The sequence below is a fragment of the Peribacillus frigoritolerans genome (genome assembly GCF_030676415.1).
GTDB lineage: Bacteria > Bacillota > Bacilli > Bacillales > DSM-1321 > Peribacillus > Peribacillus frigoritolerans_A.
The window spans coordinates 28704-51101 of the sequence record NZ_JAUUTW010000020.1 but is presented as its reverse complement, the minus strand read 5'-3'; the positions used below and the strand labels follow the sequence as shown (position 1 = coordinate 51101).

Sequence of the window (22398 nt, the reverse complement as noted above, 5' to 3'; positions counted from 1 at the left end):
GTAAAAGACTGATTCCTGTATAAAAACAAATAATAATCCCACATGATTTCAACTAAAAAATAGCTGCTATTGACGGGCAAAATAATTTACGCAGCGAGCAATTTTATCTAATATGATACTGGTCATGGTGGCAATAAAGGCACTTCCGATAATATCAGATGGATAATGATGTCCTACCCAAATACGTGAGAAGCCCGTCAACACAGATAATACCCACATGATTGAACCAAGGACACGGTCATAAAGAAAAATAGAAGTAGATATAGCAAATACAATAAGAGTATGTTTACTTGGAAATGAAGAATCCATTTTTGAAGGAATGAGTAAGCCTAACCGACGTTTCACAAACGGACGTGGTTTAAAATAAAACAATTTAATCAAAGTGTTAATAAACAAAGTTACCCCCACAGCTATCACCGCGTTGCAAGACACTTTTTTGTAAGAATCATTTCTAAACCACATGAAAATCAAAACAAAAATAAACACATAACGAATTTTATTTGAGATCAATATCATCAGCAAATCAATTGGAGAACAATTTCTAGAAAGTTGATTGATTGACTTAAATACTTTGTAGTTCATAAAATTTATCTCCTTAAATTATAGATACAAATAAAATTCCCTCTTATAGCAAGAAATATGTGAAAATCGGGAAAAGAGAATTCTCTGGAATAAGGGAACGAGGTCTAGTCAGAATCCAGTTGTTTCTTTGTATAAGTTATCAAAAATTAGACATAACCAGGTATATGATGGTCATTACATAATGGTAGTCATATTCGTGAATTATGGAATCAGTAAAGAAGATTTGCTGTTAATGGCAAATGATTAGATTATGATTAAAATTATAGGGTTTTATGGTAAAGTAAACCAAAAATTAAGGATTGGATGTTAATTTTGATCAGACTTTATTTTAAGTCAACACTACAAACCAAAATGCAAAATTGAAGGCGGTTCCAGATATCACGATTTCTCCTCACTTTCAAGCTGTTGTTTCACAAACATCTCTTACATGTATTTTTCAATTTCGAATCGGGCATGCTGTTATCAGGAATTAAACTGATTAAATTTTGGAAAGGTGGACGGTCGAATTTTAAAACTAAACCGCTTTCTGCCCTATCTTATGATAAATCAAAATCTGTATAGAAAAGGAGGAGAAGTATATGTCTGACCATCCAATTCAAGGGCTAATGACAACTGCTATGGAAAATCTGAAAGAAATGATTGATGTTAACACTATTATAGGAGACCCTGTTGAAACCCCCGATGGCAGTGTGATATTAACTGTTTCTAAGGTTGGTTTCGGATTTGCAGCAGGTGGAAGCGAATTTATGCTTGATGGAGATTCAAGTAGCAGCGGTCAAGGACAATCAAAGGGACAACCTTTCGGTGGAGGAAGCGGAGGCGGTGTTTCCATTACCCCAATTGCCTTCTTAATTGTGAATTCCAATGAGGTGAAAATGGTTCATCTTGATGAAAGCACGCATTTATATGAAAAGATACTCGATCTTGCTCCTCAAGCAGTAGATAAGATTCAGCAGATGTTCAATAAGAACGGCAATGACAATAGCAGTCAGAACCAACAGAATCAAAGCTCCAATCTGCAAGATTATAATGGACCAAAGCAGGACTTAGATCTGTAAGCGAAAGACGTTAACTTTCACTCTGAGAAGGTTTAATATTTTTTATCCTATCAGAAATTATATCTTTGTAAATGTTAGACAGTTCTCTAACTCCTGTGCTAGGGGCTAGAGGTCATAAGCCAATCCGTAAGAAGGTTAAAGAACAACCTCCTGCTGGTTCGCCTTATTTAAACAGTAAGTTAAATAACTAAAGGTGCGATACTTCAATAATGAAGTGTCGCTTTTTTCTTATAGAGCTAAAGGGGCAGGAGAGTTCAATAAGAAAATAGAAATGATTCTTATTGAGGAAAAAGGAGGGTGAAAACTTGCATCTTTTGTGAGATTATCCATAAAAAAGCTGAAGCCTACATAATATATGAAAACGAGTTAGTTGCTTTATAGATAAATTCCCAATAAATAAAGGACACGTTTTAGTTGTTCCCAAAACACATTACCAAGAATTCAGTGAAGTTGATGGAAAGAGTTTGAATGAAGTAATTCTTTTTTCTCAAAAAGTAGCTATTTCAGTTGAAACCTATTTAGGGAAAATTTAGTATATAGATTTAGGAAAATGTTTTTTGAATAGGAGGAACAGGTTATGTTAGGGGATATTATATATCAAGTTATTGTTTTTGGAGGTATAGCGTTAGTTTTGGGTGTTTTAGGTTATTTATTTTTTAAGAGGACCAAGAAAAGCTAATTAAATTTCTAATTCAAGTAACGGGTGCGTTAGTTCATTATCAAAAATGATCAATCATTTTATAAAAGAATAATCCAATTAAATATTATAAGGGCATGTTTGATTAATCTTTTTTCAAGACATACTCCTTCTATTTATTTATCAAGGTTTCTTGTATTAATTTGACCAAACTTTGTTTCAAAGCTACATCTACTTTCTCTTAAGGAGCTGAGACCTATGATTCTAGGTTCTTCCCAAGTTGTTAAAGGAATATCCGAAACTAGCGATTATGTAACTCCATTCACAGCCTTTGGCCCATGGATTGCCATTCTAATTATGGCTTTTATTGTAGGGTGTCTGTATTTAGGATTTAGAAGAAGATCTAAAAAATAAGTTGTGTTTGAAAAAGGGGAGGGTATAGATAGTGCCTTCCCCTTCTTTGTCTAATTGGATCAATAATAAAGATAGTGTTGACTTGCAATAACTAGAAATAAGACCACGCGAGGGCTACGTCTCCATCCTTATCAATCTTTTTTATAAAAGAATAATCCAATTAAATATGATAAGGGCAGCATTCCTGTAATAACTGAAAATGAGGTTTGAACGAAAAAAGACCTCTTGATAAGATGAATGTGTCCTGAGCTGGCCAGCTAAAAAGGACAATACATCTATTTGGAGGTCTCACAATGAATTATAACCAATATCATAAAATCTCTCAAATTACTTCTGAAACCTTAATTGTCGGAGTAGATATAGCCAAGCACAATCATGTCGCGAGAGCACAAGATTTTAGAGGATTGGAACTAGGTAAAACGTGTTTCTTTGAAAATACGAAAGCAGGATTTCATTTGTTTCTAGATTGGATTACCCAACTTGTTAAAAGGTGTAAGTTAAATCAAGTGATTGTAGGGATGGAGCCAACCGGTCACTACTGGTTAAATCTAGCTCATCTTCTAAAAGAGAATAATATTAAGTTCGTATCAGTCAATCCACTACATGTTAAACGAAGTAAAGAATTAGACGATAATTCACCTACAAAGAATGACGTGAAAGATGCAAAAGTCATCGCACAGTTAGTCAAAGACGGAAGATACGCCGAACCAACAATTCCACGTGGAATTTATGCAGAACTCCGAGTGGCCAAAAAAATTCGCGATCTTCTCAACGTTGATTTACAGGTCGTTCAGGCACAAGTTCATAACTGGCTTGATCGTTACTTTCCCGAATTTTTGACGGTGTTCAAAAGTTGGGAAGGAAAGGCAGCTATTCATTTTCTAAAGCTAGAAGCTTTGCCACATGAACTTGTAAAGTATACGGATGAAGAGCTCTTACTTTCCCTAAGACAAGTGGTAAAACGCAGTATAGGCTTAAAGAAAATACGAGCACTTAAAGAAGCAGCCAATCCTTCGAGTGGTATTCGTCAAGGGGCAGCTATGGCGAAATTAGAGTTGAGAGCTTTACTAGAGAAGTATGATTTTATTCAAATGAAATTCGAAGAAATAGATCATCAATTAGATCAGTTATTAGACCATATCCCAGGTGTCACAAAGATGTTAGAGGTGTCAGGAATCGGTCGAGATACAGTAGCAGGGTTTTTCGCAGAGGTCGGAGACCTCAGAGACTATCAACATCCTCGCCAAATCGTAAAATTAGCAGGTTTAAGTTTAAAAGAAAACACATCCGGAGAGCACAAAGGTCAGACCAAGATTACCAAACGGGGACGAAAGAAATTGAGGGCTCTCTTTTTCCGGGCAGCCATGATACTGGTGGCAAAGAACAAGGCTTTTAAAGCTCTTCATATATCTTACACAACACGTTCCCACAATCCCTTAAAGAAAATGCAATCTCTGATAGCCTTGTGTAACAAGCTTATTCGAATTCTATTTTCAATCGGTAAAAAACAATTTACGTTTCAAGAAGACAAGATGTTAAAGGATATCCCTCATATGGCAACATTTGTAGCACATCAAACAGTCGCATAGTTCATCGGATTTTTATGGTTACACGGTCATTTAATTAACACTCATTTAAAAGTGAAGCACGGATTAGTCGGCAAAGCAACTAACGTGAGGACTTAGATCCTGTGGGGCAGCATGACCGACATCCACCTCATGGAAAGGTTGAACGAAGGAATGTAGGAGCATCGACTCTGTGAGACATGGGAGGGTTGACCTCCATGAGACATGTGGATATCCTAAAGTGCGATCATAACATTGCTTAAACCAATTTTTTCCTATGATTGGCTAGTTTAGCATGCACTTTTTTCGGTAAATCCCTATCCTTGAGGAGTAATGCCGAGCTTACATAGATAACGGTTAATGATATGACTATGAAATCCTAAGAATTCTAGAGCAATCGTGAGATTGTGTTTAGTTTATTGAGGGAGGATAGTTGAAATAGGATAATGATATAGAAGGTAGTTCAATAAAATTCATTCTGTAAACTGATGTAATGTAAAACTATTGTAAAAATAAAAGTATTAGTCTAAAAGAAAGCATGTCCTCATATTCCCTTTCCATTACACATATACATTAGGTGGACTAATGTATAAGTATCTTAATGAAAGAGGTGTTTTGTTTTGACAAATTACTATTATCCCTACTATCAGTATCCTGCCGGGGACAGGAACGTGCAGGATCCATACGTGCCCCAGGAACAAGGATACAGGCAGCCATATGGGACACGGTTTTCACAGTTTAGACCAATCAGACCTTCGACTCAGGATCAGTTGATTCTTCCTAGAGGGTATCAGTACGATATTGTGGCAACCTGGGGACAGGATTTAGGCAATGGTGAAAATTTTGGATTTAATAATGATTTCACCTGCTATTTCGGAAGCAGCCCAAATGAGGGCCTCCTTTGGGTCAATCATGAGTATATAGGGGATATGAGTATATTTGTCACGGGATATAAGGAAGAGCCAGGCGGCCCCAAAAGGACAGCGCAGCAAATTGCTGTGGAAAAATACAACCTTGGCGGATCGGTCATTCACATCCGAAAAGGATCAGAGGGGAAATGGACAGTTTTCAAAGGCTCCCAATTCAATAGAAGAATTACGGCCAATACACCGATCAATTTAACCGGTCCAGCAAAAGGGGATGCAGCAGTTGGCGGGGTTACACAGGTTACAGGTACATTTGCCAACTGTTCGGGTGGAAAAACACTATGGAATACAGCTTTTTCTGGAGAGGAGAATTATGAGGGAATTGTGCAGTACTGGTCCGAAACTCCGGGAGTTCCAGCTTTGAATCCTACTCATTACGGGTGGGTGGTTGAAATCGATCCTTTTGATCCTAAATCGACCCCAAAGAAACATTCCATGCTCGGCCGGTTCTCGCACGAGAATGCAGTAATGACTCTTGGGAAATCTGGTCGTGTTGTCGTTTACAGTGGTGATGATGCCAATGACCAGTGTGTGTATAAATTTATAAGTGATGATGTTTATAGACCTGAGCTAGGGAAACGGAATAGCCATCTCCTGGAAAAAGGAACTTTATATGTCGCAGATATGGGCGCTAATAAGTGGATTCCTCTTGATCTTAATAAAACACCTAAATTAAGAGAGAAATACAAAACACAGGGGGAAGTGCTTGTCAACACTCGTGACGCGGCAAACCTCGTGGGCGGAACTCCCCTTGATCGTCCAGAGGATGTTGAAATTCATCCGCTGGACGGCTCTGTGTTTATTGCGTTCACAAATAATACAAAGCACGGAAACTATTACGGACAGATATATCGCCTTGTCGAGGAAAACAATAACCATGAGAGTACCTCTTTTGTTTATGAAATCTTTATATCCGGAGGGCCGCAAAGCGGTTTTGCCTGTCCAGATAACTTGATGTTTGACCAATCAGGGAACTTATGGGTCTGTACAGATATCTCTTCTGATAAGACTAATCAAGGAGCTTACAAACCATTCGGAAACAACGGCTTATACATGATTCCAACGGAGGGACCGAATCGGGGAAAGGCTATGCAATTTGCCTCCGCGCCAGTACAGGCGGAATTAACCGGCACATGGCTGGCTCCAGATGGTGAAACACTTTTTATGTCTGTTCAGCACCCAGGGGAAGAGAGTGAGGATGTTAATAATCCGACCAGCCGGTGGCCTTTTGGCGATATTCCGAGACCATCCGTAGTGGCAATTACCAGGCAATAAATAAGGATGTTATTTAAGATGATAAAACTTAGTTTGTGCTTACACCATAAGTACATCCACTAAATAACAAGATTAATCTAGAAAGCAAACTTTAAACGAATTTACAAGTCGTTCGTAATTTTTTAACGATAAAGGTATAACTATAAAAAGAGGTACTTTCCCAAAAGTATCGATCCAAGTGCAAAAGGCTGACCTGCATGTTAGGTCAGCTTTTATTATTTTCAACGTTAAGTCAATCCAGTGTATATGGGAAATGAAATTATATATTAGGTAGGAAATGTTAAAGTCGTTTGAGGGGAATCGATACGAGCAATGAAACAATACGGTAAATCTTTATACTTGATTTTAATAACTAAACGAACAGGCTCGTGCTTTTATGAAATGAAAGTGTAATCTAAGTGTATTTTTTACAGATTGTGCATACAACAACAGCTGTTTTTGCTTCTTCAACTAAAGGGAACTTTACTTCAATAAGGAAGGTTGCTGAGGCAGCTTTTTTTTATGGCACTATCGGGACACTTTAGTTCACCAAGGAATTAGACTTCATTCTATAGGAATTAGTACCTTGAATTCTAATTTAGATGAGGAAAAGGGGAACTAAATGAATTATAAAGTCATAATAAACATGCCAATATCTAATCATGAAATACCTGAATTAAGAGAACTTGTTGGATGGGGAAGACGAGACAAAGATTTTCCAACCTTATTTAAACGGTTTTTGTCTCGTAATGGCCTTAAATTATTGAAATTCGTTTTGATTTAGGTTCCACACATAATCTCCTTCTTAAGTAAAATTTCCCCTATAATTATTTATCTACCCTCCAAAGGCATATGTTGGAAGGCCTCTTACTTTGGTATTCACAACAAATAATCCGCCAGCATAAGGTTCCTTCGCCAATATTTTCTCTTCTAAACCGATTCGGGCGGAGGTAATATAGAGTTCGTGTAAATTATCACCGCCAAATACACAAGAAGTCGTGCGTGTTGCAGGAACATTCACGGTTTCAAGAAGCTTCCCTGTTTTCGGATTCCACCTTGTTACAGCACTACCGTTCCATATCGCGACCCAAATCATTCCTTCTTCATCCGATGTCATGCCGTCAGGGAAGACGAAGCTATTGGGAATTGAGACGGCAACCCGCGGATTACTAATTGTTGCGGTTACTAAATCATAGTCGTAAGCCATCACTTTATTTGTCAGCGAATCGATATAGTACATTGTCGAATTGTCTGGACTCCAGGCTATACCATTCGAAATGCTGACATTCTCCAACACCTTTTTGATGCTCCAATCAGTATCCAGGCAGTAAAGAGCCCCGACATTCGGCGTCGAGTCATGTCCCATAGTACCCGCCCAGAAACGTCCAGCCGCATCGCATTTTCCATCATTGAATCGGTTATTCGGCTTATCTAACTCGACAGCACCAATAAATGTTATATTCTTTGTTTCGAATTCGTAGGCATAAAAACCATGTTTTAGTGTCATTACAATACCACCCGATTTTCTAGGAACAACTGAACCGATATACTGCCCGGTATCAAAGATCGTATGAGTCTTCTTCGTTGGATTATACAAATGCAGCTTTTGCCTTGTAATATCTACCCAATACAACACTTTTCTACGTGAATCCCAACTCGGTCCCTCACCGAGTTCAGCTTTTACATCCAGAACCAATTGAATTGAATGCATTTTTTTCCTCCCTTAAAGACTGAATTTTAACCTTTGGTTATTCTACAAATTACTCCTTATCTATCAAGGAGTTTCGTTTATTTCTTAGAGTATTGATGAAAGCGACAATATAAAGTTACATGCGATTTAAGAGATTCAAATATTATGAACTTAAACCATCGATCCACCATTTTGATGCAAGATTTGCCCTAACATATGGCTTGTGTCATCAGAAGCTAAAAAGACGTAGCTCGTGGCGATTACAAACGGCTAACCTGCTCGCTTCATGTAGGGTGGATGTGTCGATCCGAAGATGTCGTGTTAATGATTGTGCTGTCGCTTTGTAAATAAGGGAGAGCTACTTTTGCCATAAAAAAAGGAATAAATGCTTGTACGAAACTTCAAGTCTAATTGTTCCAGTAATCTTTAATTTAATTAATTAATGACGACTGGCTAATTTTTTTCATTTACCTCGGAGAGTGCATTTAATTCTTCATTTATTAGGACTTATTGTTAGGTTCCACATTTATGGCGACATTTAACACGGTAACAATAAAGGAATAGATACTGATTAATGAACGAAGTAGTTATACCTTAGATACTATGTAGGTACCGCAGTAAGGTTGCATGTTTACCTTGATAAACCCTAGGATGTGGGTTTCCCATTCTTTCTTTATAAGTTGTTTTGTCATAAAAAAACTCCACATATAGGATGTAAGGAGATTATCTCATGCGTTATTTGTCGATTTGAAAGAAAGTTTTACTGTTTATAAAAAAGTCGTACCGGGTTTGAAAAGAGTTTAACCGCTTATAAAAAAGATGAACCGAAATGATTTCTTAATGAACTAAGTGGCAGGATAGTTCAAGAGTGCATATGGAGTTGTTCAACAATTGGGCCAGTTTATGGAGGATTTAAACAGGTTTTTTTAGAGTTATTATCTAAAAAAAGGTTGTTGAAGTCTTTTGGTGAAAATTAAATATTAAATCTATAAAAGATGGAGGTTGTTGTGATGTTGAAACTGTTTCAATATAACTGGCAAGTTCGTGATGATTGGTTTACATGGTGCGAAGACATACCGGATGAAGAACTATTAAAGAAACGGGTCGGTGGGTTCGGCAGTTTCCTACATACCCTGTTTCACATTGTAGATGTGGAATATATGTGGATCTTAGGTTTGCGAGGTGAACCAGTGCCTGAGGAGCCATTGTTTGAGGATTATGCAAGCTTACAAAAAGTGAAAAATCTTTCAGCTCAATACCATGAGAAAGTGAAGCCATTTGTGACATCTTGGACAAATGAAATGGATTCTCGGAAACTTTCAGAAACTGATTTCAATGAAAAACCGATTAGCTCTAGAGACGCACCAATCAGGCGCCGAGTCATTGAATGTAAACACGGAGAGATCATACGTCATGTCATTGTCCACGAAATCCACCATATTGGCCAGTTATCTATATGGGCACGTGAAATAGGAAAGGAGCCTGTTTCCGCAAACCTGAGAGGAAGAGGACTATTCGACAATTAGACTGCCTTTGCCAATTTCACAAACGGGGCAGGTTAGTGGAAGAAGTCACAAAAAAGAGAGCATAATTATATGCTCTTTTGATTAACATTTATCCAATTAAGATTTTTTCTTCTGCATAACGAATTTTTGATTTATCATTTGAATGAATAGCAATTGCAAACGCCATTGTCAGAGGTCCAATCCTACCCACCAACATCATAATTGTAACCAAAATACGACCGATTGGGCTCAGTTCCCCAGTAAAACCAGCACTTAATCCAACTGTACCAAAAGCAGAGACCGTTTCAAATAATATCTTGGACATGTCAGCCCCTTTTTCTGTTATCGTGAGTAAAAAGAAGATTATAAAAATAAATATTACCCCTGAAACAGCAATTGATAAAGCTCTAAAAACCTGAGATTTTGGAATTCTTCGTTCAAAAACACTTATATCTTCCTTATTGGTTATGACTGACCATAGGGCAAAAAGTAACAAAGCAAATGTTGTTACTTTTATTCCGCCCCCTGTTGATCCTGAAGCTGCCCCTATAAACATTAATCCCATCATATATACTTGAGAACTTAATGTCAGTTGGCTTATATCGACTGTATTAAAGCCAGCCGTACGGGGGACAACACCTTGAAAGTAAGCAGCCCACCATTTATCCACCATATCTAACGTTCCTAATGTAGCAGAATTATTGAATTCTAAGCCAAAAATGATAAAGGTACTTACCACATTTATCAGTAAGGTAAATAATAACGTAATTTTGGTGTGTAGAGATAACCTTTTTATTTTTGAATTTTTCTGTCCATATATATCTGTGATTACAAAAAATCCGATTCCCCCAAGCATAAACAACAAAGTAATAGTAAGATTTATAGTTGGGTCCCCTACCCACTTACTCAAGCTATCAGGTTCTAAGCCGAATCCTGCGTTGTTAAAAGCCGAGATAGAATGAAATATTCCATAATAAACTGATTTTCCCCAACTCATTTCCTGTGACCAGCGAATGGCGAGAGCAACAGCACCTATGGTTTCAACAATTAAAGTAATGATAATAATTCGTTGAACTAGTTTGATTACCCCTTGTACGGTAAACGTATTCAAAGACTCTTGAAGCAATAACCTTTGTTTCAAGCCAATCTTTTTCCCTAAGATAATAAACATCAGTATACTACTGGTCATAAACCCCCAGCCACCCAATTGAATAAGAATAAGCAAAACAATCTGTCCAAACAATGTAAAAGTGGTACCAGTATCCACAACTGCTAATCCCGTTACACAAACAGCAGAAGTAGCTTCAAAAAGGGCGTCAATTAAACTAAGATGATGCCTGTCTTTAGTAGCCGCAGGGATCATTAATAAACACGTTCCAATAAAAATTAACCCTGAAAAACCAAACAATAGAATGTGTGCTGGGTGAAGTTTAATAATGTTAAACCGACGGTGTTTTTTACTTGTATGTAACATAGTCATCTCCATTTTCTAAGGAATTATATCGTCCAATCTAATTTAATTTATCCCTTGGCACTTGAACTTGTATTAAAGAGGTAGGGTTAAGTAAAGATATAATAGAAAGGATATATAACCCTTGTAGCCTACTGACAACAAAATCTTAATGTTTTCAGCAGGACAACTGTTATTCTATACTTGAAAATCTGGCTAGATCCTCTTTGTCCCCAATCAACACTAATAAATCTCCTTTAAGAATAATCTGATCTGGAGATGGGGATATGATAATATCTGCTCCTCTTAAGATGGCAATGGCACTGATATTATATTTAGCACGAATATCAAGTTCCCGCAGACTTTTTTCAGCCATTCTTGAAGGGATCACTATTTCCTCTATATTGTACTCTTTTGACAGTTCAATATAATTCAACAAATTTGGTGATAAGAGCTGATTTGCAACACGTTCTCCCATATCTCTTTCAGGATAGATAATCCAATCGGCCCCTACTTTGTCTAAAACCTGTCCATGTTGCTTACCTAGAGCTTTCGCGATTACTTTTTTTACACCCAGCTCCTTAAGAAGTAAAACGGTTAAAATACTGGACTGCATATCGCTCCCAATTGCTACGATTACACAATCAAAATTACGAATTCCGACATCTTTAAGTGTTTGCTCTTCTGTTGTATCCGCCACGACTGCATGAGTGACGTATAATCCAGCATCTTCTACTCGTTCTTCATTAACATCAATTCCTAAAACATCCTGTCCGGCCTCTTGTAATCTTCGAGCTACACTAGTACCAAATCTTCCTAAACCAATTACTGCATACTGTTTTTTTGCCACTTTTATCTCACTCCCTACACAAGATTACCCAATCATTACTTTTCCTTTTTGTTGACGGATAGCATCCGGTTAATACCTCATAGTAATTCCAAATGCAACTGAATGTAACTGTTAAAAGTCCTAATTTCCCTCAAACATCTTGAAAATAATGAGTTCGCGACGAATAGGGGGAAATTTTTATCTCACGCCGACAAAAGCGACTACTTTTTTTAGTGTCGTTCCCTGAACTAATAGAGAAAATACAACATTGCTAAATGTCATTGCTAAAAGCAATTCTCGCCCTTCAAACCCCGGTGTAACACTTAATATAAGAGCAATAGAAAGAGAACCTTTTAATCCTCCCCAGGCAATTACATGCTTCCAGGAAGTAGGGATGTTTTTATCAAAAGCAAGACTGATATATACGGCAATAAATCGAGCCAAGAGTACGATTAAAATACTCCCAATAATTAACCATCCTTTATCTAGAAAATTAATACTACTGACTTCTAACCCCACCAATAAGAAAATGAGTGCATTCGAGAGGAAGGCAACAATTTCCCAAAAGGAATCCATTTTCTCATGTGTCAGGTCAGACATACCGATATTTTTCCCATATGTCCCGAGGATTAAGCCAGCTGTCACGACTCCAATCACACCTGAAACATGAAAATGTTCCCCCAGATCAAAAGCACCGTAAAAGAGAACCATGGAAAGTCCGATTTCCACCAAATAATTGTCGATTTTGGATGTAATAAGGGAAGCAATAAATCCGCATACTCCACCGATAAGGATACCTCCAATGACTACTTTTACGAACTCAATAGAAGCCTCAAAAGTGCCTGTTAGACTTAAAACAGTGGTCACAAGTGCAATTTTAAATAATACAACGGCTACTCCGTCATTCGCTAAACTTTCTCCTTCGACAATAATGGATAACCGTTTATTCAAGTCCATAGCCTTGAAAATACTAAGGACTGAAACAGGATCGGTGGCAGCCATCAATGCTCCGAAGATTAGTGCTTGTTGTAGAGAAAGGTTCAGTAGAAAGTACATCAGAAAAGAAACGATTAAAAACGTCAAAAATGTTCCAACAAATGATAATAATAGGATAGGTTTCTTACTCCGATTTAGTTCATCAATTGGAAGTTTAAGCGCTGCATCTCCTAATAGAGCTGATAAAAAGATTATAATGACTGTAGTTTGGAATACAGAATCAGTTGCAGCATAACTCTTGACCTCAGACAAGCCGGGAATAGGTAGGATCCCTATTATCAATCCAACAATAACAAGAAATGTAGGATACGGTTGTTTCATTTTTTCTGCGATAAAAACAATCCCTACCGCGATAGCCAATAAAATGATCCAGTATGTAATCAGATACTTATTCTCCCTTCAAATGATGCATATTACAACCAATGACGGCCGTATAATTTTATAGCGTTATCAATACTCATATTCATGAGTAATGTACCCAAGAAATACCGCAAGAATGCAGGATGGTTGGCCAAGAAAAAATTGTTGCGGGATAGATCCAAAAGTACTAAATAAAACTTTCTTAATGAACTCCCTCAGTTAAATAGTAATGCTCACGAATACCTTTTCTTACTCCGCATTTACAGCAAATCCTTTTGTATCTTTTTAAATTTATAATTTTTTTAATGCACACTTGACACCTTTGCTACATAGCATTACAATATACCGGTACTCAGCAATACTGAATATCTATATAACTTATTAGCTTAGGAGGTGTATGCTATGGAAAATTTAACAGAAATGCTCAAAGGTGTGTTGGAAGGTTGTGTGCTGGAAATTATCAGCAGGGGAGATACTTACGGCTACGAGATTACCCGCCGCCTCAATGAAATGGGCTTTACAGAGGTTGTTGAGGGTACGGTCTACACCATTTTGGTGCGATTGGAAAAGAAAGAATTAGTGAATATCGAGAAAAAGCGTTCTGAAATGGGTCCTCCTCGCAAATTTTATTCATTAAATAATGCAGGACACAAGGAACTCGAACACTTTTGGGAAAAATGGAATTTTGTTTCATTAAAAATTAAAATCCTAAAGGGGGAGAAATGATATGAAGAAATTTATAGAGCTAATCATTGGCAATTTAGAAAGCAAGAAGGAATACAAAGCATTTATGAAAAAAGTAAATTCCCTACCGAAAGATTACGCCTTTGTGTTCAAAAAGATTCAAAAGTACATGTGGAATTTCGGATATGGATTTGGTGAAGAAATCATCAATTTGTATGAACTGTTTGAAGCTAGTGCAGCAGAAGGCAAGCATGTGCTAGATGTTACCGGTGAAGACGTGGCGGCATTTGCCGACGAATTGATGGCTCTCTCAAAACTAGATGGAGAATCGGTGAATATATTAGGAGGGCAAGTAGATTTGAAAAAAGAAATTGAGAGTAGAGTTGAAGAGCAAGTAAAAATATGGACGAATAAAAAATAAGGTAGGAGGTTAAATACCATGGTAAATTTCATCAAAAAGATACTTGACGACAAAAAAGAATACAAAGAAATGATGGCGCGTGTGGAAGCTTTGCCAGGCGACTACCCAGAAGCCTATAAAAAAATCTGTAACTATATGTGGGGTTTCGCCTCTGGAAGTGGTATGGATATGCTGAGAATCCAGTACGATCTCATTGATTTGTTTGAAGCTGGTGCGGCAGATGGCAAAGACGTATTGGAAGTGACAGGTGAAGACGTGATAGCATTCGCCAATGGACTTACCGACCAAGCGAAAAGATGGGATGATAAGTTACGCAATAATTTGAACAAAAGCATTCTGAATCGTGTGGGTAAGAAAAAATAAGCATTGAACAACCCAACTGAGTAGCCTTTTTGAAAACAGATTGTTCAGTTATATTTTGAACAAGTAAGTAGTATAACTGATTATCTGTCAGACTATATATATAAACAATTGCAGGCGCTACTGCGCTGTGAGCACGCGCCCTCAGCTTTATATATAGGGGTCCTGCCGCATACCCATCAAGCTAATAATATAAATTACTAGATATAAGATGATCCTTGTTTTAAAACTACCGAGTAATAGAAAAGTTGGCATCAAAAAAGCCTTTAGAAAAGTGATTTTTTTGCTAGGCACAGCTTGTCTATGCTTCACCGTCGTTTCATATACAACCCCAAGAATATCAAATACGGTCTTTTTCTTATACCGATGACATTTTCGACCATTCTTTTTGAGCAGATGAAAAAGGCGATGCAGAATTTTCAAAAGTTCTTCTGTGCCAAACGCCATCGCTTGAAACAGGAACGGGAAGTAATCTTTAATCATATAAATTGCTTTGTATTCACTCAATTCCTTCTTTTTCTTTTCATGAATTAACTGTCGCATTTGAAACATGGTAGAAGAACAGAGAAGAATGCCAATGAGTTGGCCATATAAATGGCACTCAAGGCGTTCTTTTTTGATTGTTTTGCATTCATCGATTTCAAAAAATGACTTCCATGTTTTAAATAAAATCTCAATCTGCCAACGCAGGGAATAGAGGGAATGGACATAATCAGTGGGGACTTCTTCTGGAGATGTGTTCGTAATATAGACGTTCATGCCCATCAATTGCTTACTTTTATCCTTCATGACATTGCCTTTCTTCTTTTCTCGTATTGCTTGTTTTTTTAGGCGTGTTTGCGTTTTTGCGTTTGATCGTCGGTTAGCCGATGGATAATAACACGTGCTTGGAGCTTCTGATTTTGTCCAATGTATGCCTCGGGTATTTCCAGCGTTTCACTAGGGGTTAGACTAGACATCATTTGTGTCATATCAACCTGGATGTATTCGGTTTGTTTTTTTATAATGCCATTGTTGAAGAATTCTGGGTGGGGGTTCTTGATATAAATACGTGTGTTTAGCTTCAACCGAGAGATATAATAAGCCTCTTTAACATGAATGGCTTGTAAGTCTCAAATCAAAGTAACCAAGATCACGTAAACATAAATCGCCTTTCTCAACAGTTCGAAGGCAGCCGTATGTTTTATCATTGTTCTTTCCTGGTCCTAGCTGTACGTTTAAAAATAGGCCACTTAATAAATCGTATTCCAATTGGATTTTCACCCCTGCAGTATTACTACTTCCTCCAGAGCCTTGATAATTTGTGGCGAAGGAATCAGGTAGCTGAAATACAGTCGCATCTAAAATTCGAATACGTTCGAAAACAGAAATCGTGTCTGAAAAAAGTGATTGATTTAAACAGAGTTTTTGTTTTAGGAGTGAAGTAAAGACTTCTCGGAGGAATGCGACAGTTGCTGGATTAAAGCGTTGATTTAGCCCTTCTGGGCTTATTAGTACACCCGTCGAAGCCTCTAAACGGGTGTAAGAGAAGTACTAGCGACTTCTTGGCTGAGCCAAACGCAAAGGGCGATGAGTTCAACTGCTTGATACTTACTAGATCGCTGTACAAAGCCCACCTGTTTGGCCGTTTCTTGTAGGACTATTGAGGATAAAAAACGTTGTAATTCTTATGCAAAAAGTGTCAGTTCACTGGAAATGATAGGGTTCAAAAAAAACACCATCCTTTCTCGTAAACTTCTTACGATAAGCATAGCGTTTTTTCATTTTTAAAGGTATTGTTAAAATTAGTTTGATGGGCATGTGGTAGGACCCCTAATTTCACTAATCAAACCATTAAGAAGTATGAGGATTATGTTTATAGAGCCTATACATATGAGAATTTATTCTTATATTAAAGTGCACTAAATTCATATAAATTACTTAAGTGTGTGGTCATCTTGTGGTCAGTGGTCAATTTGTTATCACCTAAAAAATGAAGTTTGAATAATCGGGGCAACTCATTAATACTTCCAAAGGTTGCCCCACAAAAATATCCTGTAAAGAATTACATTATTTAAAAGTATATAATATCCAGTTAGAATTGGTTCCCTTAACAATTTTACCATCTAACTTTACCACTCTTCTAACTTCCATAAGAATGTCTTAGTTGTTTTTTACGCATCCTTCTTTAAAGATTGTTTTTCATCGGCTCCCCAGCATTCTACATTCTTTAGACCAGGAATGTTAGAAACGTGAAAGACAGGGTTTCTGCCTGCTTTCTTCTGTTTCATGTAATCACCCAATGCGGCAAAAGCAATCTTGCCAAGTAACACAATCGCAATCAAGTTAATGATGGCCATAATGCCCATGAATACGTCGGCTAAGCTCCAAACGGTTGCAAGCTGGGCTAATGAGCCAAACATAACCATGCCAATTACTGCGATACGGTAAATAACTAACCAAGTTTTATTTTTACTAATAAATTCAATGTTCGATTCACCATAGTAGTAGTTGCCGACAATAGAGCTGAACGCAAACAGCAAAATGATAATGGCGACAAAAATAGTGGCCCAGGATCCCATTTCAGAACTTAGCGCTGACTGTGTAAGGATGATACCGTCAGATTCGGATGATTTATAAACGCCTGACAATAAAATAATAAATGCTGTACAGCTGCAAATCACAAGTGTATCGACGAACACGCCAAGTGCCTGGATAAGCCCTTGCTTAACAGGGTGGCTCACATCTGCAGTTGCTGCAGCGTTTGGCGCACTACCCATACCAGCTTCGTTAGAGAAAAGACCTCGTTTTATCCCATACATCATTGCGGCTCCAAGTCCTCCGCCGACAGCTTCATTTAAACCAAACGCATTGCTGAAAATAAGTGAGAACACGGTAGGAAGTTCCCCGAAATTTTTTGCAACGATATAGATTGCAATAAGGATGTACATACCAGCCATAGGTGGGACCACCCATTCGGCAAATTTCGCAATTCGTTTAATACCGCCAAAGATAATAACCGCAGTTACAGCAGTAATGATAAGGCCTGTCATTACCGGATCGAATCCAAATGCATTGTTAAAAGCGCTCGTTATCGTATTCGCTTGTACAGAGTTAAACGCAAGACCGAATGTTATGGTGATGATAATTGCAAAGAGAACACCCATCCAGCGGGCTTTCAATGCTTTTTCCATATAATAAGCCGGTCCGCCCCGGAATATATTTGTATCTTTATCCCTAACTTTATAAATTTGCGCCAGTGTCGCTTCTACGAAAGCGGATGCAGAACCGATAAGGGCAATTAACCACATCCAGAAAACAGAGCCCGGCCCACCGACTGTAATCGCCAGAGCTACACCTGCCAGGTTGCCCGTACCTACACGGGAAGCTGTGCTTATACAGAATGCCTGAAATGATGAGACACCTTTCTTTTCAGAAGAAGATGCTGCTCCCTCCCCTAACAGGCGGAACATTTCACCGATCATGCGGAATTGGACAAACTTTGTCCTGAATGTGAAGTAAAGCCCGATACCAATAAGCATAATAATGAGTACATAACTCCAAAGAAAATTACTAAAGTCTGTTGTAAGCCAGTTGATAAATTCCTTCATTTTACAATCCTCCTATACATCAATAAATGTATCAATCTATTTCAAATGCCAAAAATGAGGCAAAAGATCCTTGAAGTGTTTGCCATAATTCTTTTAGAAAATACTTAAATCCCATTTTTCCGAAATGTTCCTTAGTAACATTACACCTGCATGGCTATTTCCATATTCATCAATAGCCGGTCCATAAATACCGATACCACATCCATTTGGAAAAGGTACTTCTTGCCGGCTCTTTGGGGGTACGAGCGCCATAATACCTCCAGATACACCACTCTTTGCTGGTATTCCGACAAAAGCGGCAAATTTGCCAGAAGCATTATACATTCCACACGTGAGCATTAAACTTGTCGTTAATCTAGCTACTTCTTTCGGAATAATTTGTTCATTGCGGAGAGGATGGTATCCATCATGAGCAAGAATTAACCCAATCATCGAGATGTCTTCTGCATTTACCTCGATCGCAATTGCTTCAGATAAATCTCTAAGGCTTCCTCAACCTCTACTTCTAAAAAGCCCGTCTCTTTTAGATAGTAGGCTAACGCTCTATTTCGATGAGCCGTTTGCCACTCAGATTGGAAAACGGCTTCATTAATCGTTGGCCGTTTTTCCACAATGCTTTCTATTATTGTGCATAGAGATTCTACTTTATTTTGTGGTGACTCCCCAGGAAGAAGGGAAGCTACCGTAATCGCTCCAGCGTTGATCATCGGGTTAAATGGCTTCCCTGGTTTATGCATTTCTAAACGAATAATCGAGTTAAAGGGGTCTCCTGTCGGTTCAACATCTACTCGTTCTAATACATAAGAAATACCACGGCCCAGACAGGCAGCCATAAAGCTGATCACTTTTGAGATGCTTTACAAAGTAAAAGAGACGTGCCAATCGCCAGATTTTATTACCGTTCCACCAGGCCCTATGATGCAAATGCCTAAGTCAAAGGGATTTGCTTTTTCCAGCGCAGGAATATAGGCTGCACATTGTCCTTCACCGCTAAAGGAACGGTAATGCGTGACCCATTCATCCAGGCAATCCATCTGCAGGTCGCGTAATTGACGTTTTTCCTCTTGTATCATCCTTTGAACCATCAAGGTTTAACCTCGCTTTCTATAGTTTTATTTCGGTGGAAGGATCGCAAAAGAGATATCCGGACATACTCCAGAAAACTTTTCGTGTCGCTTTGCATACTGTCTATGGATTTCTACGTTTTCAACTATTTGAAAGCGCTTCCATACCTGTTATTGATAATGATATAATTCGAACTACAGAATCAGACGAAAAACTACAAAAAATACGGGCATTTTTTTTGCAGCGTTTTTTTAAAAAGAACCGCTTCCTCATATAAATTGGAAATGAGCATCAACATATGTTCATTCTGTTTTCTAATTTGTCGTTCCCTCGACTGTGCTTCATACAGTTTTATCATATTGAAAAAGCAGAGAACAATAAAGCTGTGAGAAATCGCGATAATGATCATTCCGTTTAGTGCCGCTAACGTAATTGTTGTTCCCAATACAATATATTGCGCGATTAACTCCACCAAGTTCGGACAAAATTTCAATGGTAATGCCAATCAATCCGATAATCAAAGGCCGGTTGTAAAAACGGTTGACTTTTGCCACATAAAAAATACAAGAAAACGTAAAATAAAAGAAAAAACTAGAAAAATGGGCTTGAAAAGAAGGTGTCCAATCAAAATTATTCTGTGCAATCACGTCTATTAGAATACGAAATCCGACAACAGATATATTGAATTTAGCCATTAAACAACCAAATTTCAGTAAAGAAGAGAAATCAAGTAGTTTTATTTATTTGGGGATTTTATATTCAAAAATAAAGGAATATAAATGAACTTCAGATTGCTACCATCAAGGCCTTGAACTAATGATAAATGAGAATTTTAAATACCATAACAATTTTAAACAAGCCATTGAAGCATTTATAATAAATGAGGACATCGAACGGGCAAAATTTTGGTTAACTAATCTTATTCAACGTCAAAGTTATGATAAAAAATTTAAGAAACTTGCTGTATTAGAAAAGAAAGTACAGTAATCCTTATTCAGCTAACGGGTGCGATTATGTAGTAATGAAAAAAGTACAATTTCTCAGCATTAAAATTGGGAAATTGCGCTTTTTATATTGGAATTTCGCTTTACGTTATAAATCCGCATTTTCCTGATGTTACCCCATACCCATCAAGTTAAAGTTTTGTAGTACCCCCAGAACGAAATTTTGGATTTTCTTGTAACTTATAAGCTCAATTTATCGTTTTGGGGGTGACCTATTTTCTTGGCTTGATGGGCATGTGGCGGTACCCCTAAGTGAAAGTTAATGGATAACTGTGATATGCAGCAAATGTGTTGGGGATTATTGGTTAGTTATAATTCTTTACTAATCGTTCTAAAAAGGGTATTATTTAATCATGGTTTGAAATTCATGTGTTTATTTTAGAACGTTCATTCTATAATAGATTATGACGTTTGTTTTTGTTAGTATTGGTTCATGGATTTTTTTAAGGAGAAATAAAATGGCCAGAAGTAAAGAGTTTGACGAAAAAGCAGTATTAAGAAAAGCAATGGAGCTTTTCTGGGAACAGGGTTATGAAAAAACATCCATGCAAGATTTGGTGGATCATATGGGGATACACCGCAGGAGTATATATGACACATTTGGTGACAAGCGTTCATTGTTTTTAGCTTCCCTTAATCACTATGAAGAGCTCATCGTCAATGAGATGGAAAGCATAATTAGCAGCACTTCATCCATTAAACAGGCGATACGTGATGTTTTTATGTTCATACTGAATTCCATTGAACAATACCCAAAAGGTTGTCTATCAGTAAATGCAGCCATTGAATTATCTTTGTTGGACAAAGAAATTGGACGCATAGTTACAAAAATGTTTAACCGTACTGAAGATATGTTTAATAACCTTATAAAACGGGGCCAAACTAGTGGAGAGCTATCAAAAGAAATCGATTCTGATAACACATCTCGTTTCTTACACAACAATTTGGTAGGTATAAGAGTACTAATAAAAACTAATTATAGTAAAAAAGAATTAGAAGGCATCATCACTTTAGCACTTTCAGTGTTGGACTAGCTTTCTTTTTTTACCCTTTTTAGAACGCTCATTCTAAAATTAGCATGAAACAAACCATCATAATGCATACTATGCATACTTATAAAATCGTTTTTTAATTTCTAAGGAGGAACACAAAAATGACAAACTTTAAAATACCAACAGAATCAGAATTTATTGAAGCAGATGGAACTCGTTACGCATATAGAAAATTTGGTACACAAGATGGTATACCAGTAGTATTTCTTGTTCACTTTAGAGGAACGATGGAAAACTGGGATCCAAACATGCTTGAACCTATTGCAAATACCCGCCCAGTAATCTTATTTGACAATAAAGGGGTTGGTGAGACCGATGGACTAACGCCTACTACAATTACTGATATGGCAAAAGATACAGCAACATTTATAAAAGCTCTTGGATTAGAACAAGTTGACATTCTTGGTTTTTCCATTGGTGGCATGGTTGCACAAGAGCTAGCTTTACAAGAAGGAGATTTAGTAAGAAAAATTATTATGGCAGGTACTTCGCCTGAATCTGGTATTAATCCAAATCCAGAGATTTTTGAAAGAATGAATCGTCACGGCGGAACGGAAGAAGATGGAATAAATGATTTTATGTTCTTTTTCTACGAACAAACCGAAACAAGTAAATCTGCAGGAATGGCTTCACTACAAAGAATTTTTAATCAGAAAAAAGTAAACAGTTCAGAACAAGTAAAAGAGGCACAATTACAAGCCATTGCAAAATGGGCTAAACAAAAATCTAATCTTGATTATGGATGGTTACAAAACATCAAACACCCTGTACTTGTTACTAATGGTGTTAATGATGTGATGGTACCGACTAAAAACAGTTATATCTTAACAGAGAAATTACCCAAAGCACAGCTGATTATATATCCTGATTCTGGTCACGGGCATCTGTTTCAATTTCCAGAACTATTTGCAGAACACGTAAATTTATTTCTTGATTCTAATTCTTATTAAAAAGGT

General features: G+C 37.4%; 18 protein-coding genes and 4 pseudogenes. 12 read left to right on the top strand and 10 right to left on the bottom strand.

Annotated elements, in window-relative coordinates:
- Positions 1–66: 66 nt before the first annotated feature.
- Entirely contained in the window at positions 67–582 is a 516-nt protein-coding gene (locus tag Q8G36_RS18295) for an undecaprenyl-diphosphatase (RefSeq protein WP_305275150.1), read from the bottom strand.
- A 578-nt stretch (positions 583–1160) separates the two neighbouring features.
- Here Q8G36_RS18295 and ytfJ point away from each other — a divergent pair.
- The 6 genes from ytfJ (at position 1161) to Q8G36_RS18270 (ending at position 6457) form a co-directional block, all read left to right on the top strand.
- Positions 1161–1640 carry a GerW family sporulation protein gene (ytfJ, locus tag Q8G36_RS18290; protein ID WP_063596902.1) on the top strand — a complete coding sequence of 160 codons (480 nt, stop codon included), beginning with the start codon at positions 1161–1163 and terminating at the stop codon, positions 1638–1640.
- A 377-nt stretch (positions 1641–2017) separates the two neighbouring features.
- Positions 2018–2173 (top strand): HIT domain-containing protein, encoded by a 156-nt coding sequence (locus Q8G36_RS18285; RefSeq protein WP_336622976.1) that lies wholly within the window; start codon positions 2018–2020, stop codon positions 2171–2173.
- A 44-nt stretch (positions 2174–2217) separates the two neighbouring features.
- Positions 2218–2319, top strand: a complete 102-nt coding sequence (locus Q8G36_RS29350) for an LPXTG cell wall anchor domain-containing protein (RefSeq protein WP_370694108.1) — start codon at positions 2218–2220, stop codon at positions 2317–2319.
- Positions 2320–2535: 216 nt separating this feature from the next.
- Positions 2536–2691 carry a hypothetical protein gene (locus Q8G36_RS18280; RefSeq protein WP_241637562.1) on the top strand — a complete coding sequence of 52 codons (156 nt, stop codon included), beginning with the start codon at positions 2536–2538 and terminating at the stop codon, positions 2689–2691.
- Positions 2692–2984: 293 nt separating this feature from the next.
- On the top strand, positions 2985–4280 hold the full coding sequence (locus tag Q8G36_RS18275; RefSeq protein ID WP_305275147.1) for an IS110 family transposase: 1296 nt from the start codon (positions 2985–2987) through the stop codon (positions 4278–4280).
- A gap of 596 nt (positions 4281–4876) precedes the next feature.
- Positions 4877–6457 carry a PhoX family protein gene (locus tag Q8G36_RS18270; RefSeq protein ID WP_305162224.1) on the top strand — a complete coding sequence of 527 codons (1581 nt, stop codon included), beginning with the start codon at positions 4877–4879 and terminating at the stop codon, positions 6455–6457.
- An 814-nt stretch (positions 6458–7271) separates the two neighbouring features.
- On the opposite strand, the gene Q8G36_RS18265 is transcribed toward Q8G36_RS18270, so the two are convergent.
- A complete protein-coding gene (locus tag Q8G36_RS18265; RefSeq protein ID WP_305162225.1) occupies positions 7272–8147 on the bottom strand; it encodes an SMP-30/gluconolactonase/LRE family protein in 876 nt (291 codons plus the stop codon).
- A 150-nt stretch (positions 8148–8297) separates the two neighbouring features.
- A pseudogene (locus Q8G36_RS18260) lies at positions 8298–8441 on the bottom strand (NAD(P)-dependent oxidoreductase); the annotation flags it as partial.
- A gap of 695 nt (positions 8442–9136) precedes the next feature.
- Here Q8G36_RS18260 and Q8G36_RS18255 point away from each other — a divergent pair.
- On the top strand, positions 9137–9652 hold the full coding sequence (locus Q8G36_RS18255) for a DinB family protein (protein ID WP_305162226.1): 516 nt from the start codon (positions 9137–9139) through the stop codon (positions 9650–9652).
- Positions 9653–9740: 88 nt separating this feature from the next.
- On the opposite strand, the gene Q8G36_RS18250 is transcribed toward Q8G36_RS18255, so the two are convergent.
- From Q8G36_RS18250 to Q8G36_RS18240, 3 genes are all read right to left on the bottom strand, one after another.
- Complete coding sequence (locus Q8G36_RS18250) at positions 9741–11105, bottom strand: TrkH family potassium uptake protein (protein ID WP_137024035.1); 1365 nt, start codon at positions 11103–11105, stop codon at positions 9741–9743.
- A 169-nt stretch (positions 11106–11274) separates the two neighbouring features.
- Positions 11275–11931: a potassium channel family protein gene (locus Q8G36_RS18245; protein ID WP_137019625.1), complete on the bottom strand. Its 657-nt coding sequence runs from the start codon at positions 11929–11931 to the stop codon at positions 11275–11277.
- 177 nt (positions 11932–12108) lie between these two features.
- On the bottom strand, positions 12109–13266 hold the full coding sequence (locus Q8G36_RS18240) for a cation:proton antiporter (protein WP_305162227.1): 1158 nt from the start codon (positions 13264–13266) through the stop codon (positions 12109–12111).
- 402 nt (positions 13267–13668) lie between these two features.
- Here Q8G36_RS18240 and Q8G36_RS18235 point away from each other — a divergent pair, with 402 nt between their 5' ends.
- From Q8G36_RS18235 to Q8G36_RS18225, 3 genes are read left to right on the top strand one after another with little or no spacing between them, the layout of a single operon-like run.
- On the top strand, positions 13669–13992 hold the full coding sequence (locus tag Q8G36_RS18235; RefSeq protein ID WP_305162228.1) for a PadR family transcriptional regulator: 324 nt from the start codon (positions 13669–13671) through the stop codon (positions 13990–13992).
- Position 13993: 1 nt separating this feature from the next.
- Positions 13994–14371 (top strand): DUF1048 domain-containing protein, encoded by a 378-nt coding sequence (locus Q8G36_RS18230; protein WP_305162229.1) that lies wholly within the window; start codon positions 13994–13996, stop codon positions 14369–14371.
- Positions 14372–14389: 18 nt separating this feature from the next.
- Complete coding sequence (locus Q8G36_RS18225) at positions 14390–14734, top strand: DUF1048 domain-containing protein (RefSeq protein WP_251437809.1); 345 nt, start codon at positions 14390–14392, stop codon at positions 14732–14734.
- A gap of 294 nt (positions 14735–15028) precedes the next feature.
- On the opposite strand, the pseudogene Q8G36_RS18220 reads toward Q8G36_RS18225, so the two are convergent.
- The 4 genes and pseudogenes from Q8G36_RS18220 to Q8G36_RS29040 form a co-directional block, all read right to left on the bottom strand.
- Positions 15029–16452 (bottom strand): annotated as a pseudogene (locus Q8G36_RS18220) (IS4 family transposase); the annotation flags it as partial.
- A 432-nt stretch (positions 16453–16884) separates the two neighbouring features.
- Entirely contained in the window at positions 16885–18321 is a 1437-nt protein-coding gene (locus tag Q8G36_RS18215) for an alanine/glycine:cation symporter family protein (protein WP_305162230.1), read from the bottom strand.
- Between the two features lie 93 nt (positions 18322–18414).
- Positions 18415–19394, bottom strand: a pseudogene (locus Q8G36_RS18210) (glutaminase).
- Between the two features lie 230 nt (positions 19395–19624).
- Positions 19625–20066, bottom strand: a pseudogene (locus Q8G36_RS29040) (ATP-binding protein); the annotation flags it as partial.
- 782 nt (positions 20067–20848) lie between these two features.
- Between Q8G36_RS29040 and Q8G36_RS18205 the strand changes: the two are divergent.
- Together Q8G36_RS18205 and Q8G36_RS18200 are read left to right on the top strand one after the other, a co-directional pair.
- Complete coding sequence (locus Q8G36_RS18205; protein ID WP_305162231.1) at positions 20849–21424, top strand: TetR/AcrR family transcriptional regulator; 576 nt, start codon at positions 20849–20851, stop codon at positions 21422–21424.
- Positions 21425–21543: 119 nt separating this feature from the next.
- Positions 21544–22392: an alpha/beta fold hydrolase gene (locus tag Q8G36_RS18200; RefSeq protein WP_305162232.1), complete on the top strand. Its 849-nt coding sequence runs from the start codon at positions 21544–21546 to the stop codon at positions 22390–22392.
- Positions 22393–22398: the final 6 nt, after the last annotated feature.

What these genes read in the sequence shown, in the direction of transcription:
- Q8G36_RS18295 (WP_305275150.1), bottom strand. Translation starts at nt 582, where the DNA reads ATGAACTACAAAGTATTTAAGTCAATCAATCAACTTTCTAGAAATTGT.
- ytfJ (WP_063596902.1), top strand. Translation starts at nt 1,161, where the DNA reads ATGTCTGACCATCCAATTCAAGGGCTAATGACAACTGCTATGGAAAAT.
- Q8G36_RS29350 (WP_370694108.1), top strand. Translation starts at nt 2,218, where the DNA reads ATGTTAGGGGATATTATATATCAAGTTATTGTTTTTGGAGGTATAGCG.
- Q8G36_RS18280 (WP_241637562.1), top strand. Translation starts at nt 2,536, where the DNA reads ATGATTCTAGGTTCTTCCCAAGTTGTTAAAGGAATATCCGAAACTAGC.
- Q8G36_RS18275 (WP_305275147.1), top strand. Translation starts at nt 2,985, where the DNA reads ATGAATTATAACCAATATCATAAAATCTCTCAAATTACTTCTGAAACC.
- Q8G36_RS18265 (WP_305162225.1), bottom strand. Translation starts at nt 8,147, where the DNA reads ATGCATTCAATTCAATTGGTTCTGGATGTAAAAGCTGAACTCGGTGAG.
- Q8G36_RS18255 (WP_305162226.1), top strand. Translation starts at nt 9,137, where the DNA reads ATGTTGAAACTGTTTCAATATAACTGGCAAGTTCGTGATGATTGGTTT.
- Q8G36_RS18250 (WP_137024035.1), bottom strand. Translation starts at nt 11,105, where the DNA reads ATGTTACATACAAGTAAAAAACACCGTCGGTTTAACATTATTAAACTT.
- Q8G36_RS18235 (WP_305162228.1), top strand. Translation starts at nt 13,669, where the DNA reads ATGGAAAATTTAACAGAAATGCTCAAAGGTGTGTTGGAAGGTTGTGTG.
- Q8G36_RS18230 (WP_305162229.1), top strand. Translation starts at nt 13,994, where the DNA reads ATGAAGAAATTTATAGAGCTAATCATTGGCAATTTAGAAAGCAAGAAG.
- Q8G36_RS18225 (WP_251437809.1), top strand. Translation starts at nt 14,390, where the DNA reads ATGGTAAATTTCATCAAAAAGATACTTGACGACAAAAAAGAATACAAA.
- Q8G36_RS18215 (WP_305162230.1), bottom strand. Translation starts at nt 18,321, where the DNA reads ATGAAGGAATTTATCAACTGGCTTACAACAGACTTTAGTAATTTTCTT.
- Q8G36_RS18205 (WP_305162231.1), top strand. Translation starts at nt 20,849, where the DNA reads ATGGCCAGAAGTAAAGAGTTTGACGAAAAAGCAGTATTAAGAAAAGCA.
- Q8G36_RS18200 (WP_305162232.1), top strand. Translation starts at nt 21,544, where the DNA reads ATGACAAACTTTAAAATACCAACAGAATCAGAATTTATTGAAGCAGAT.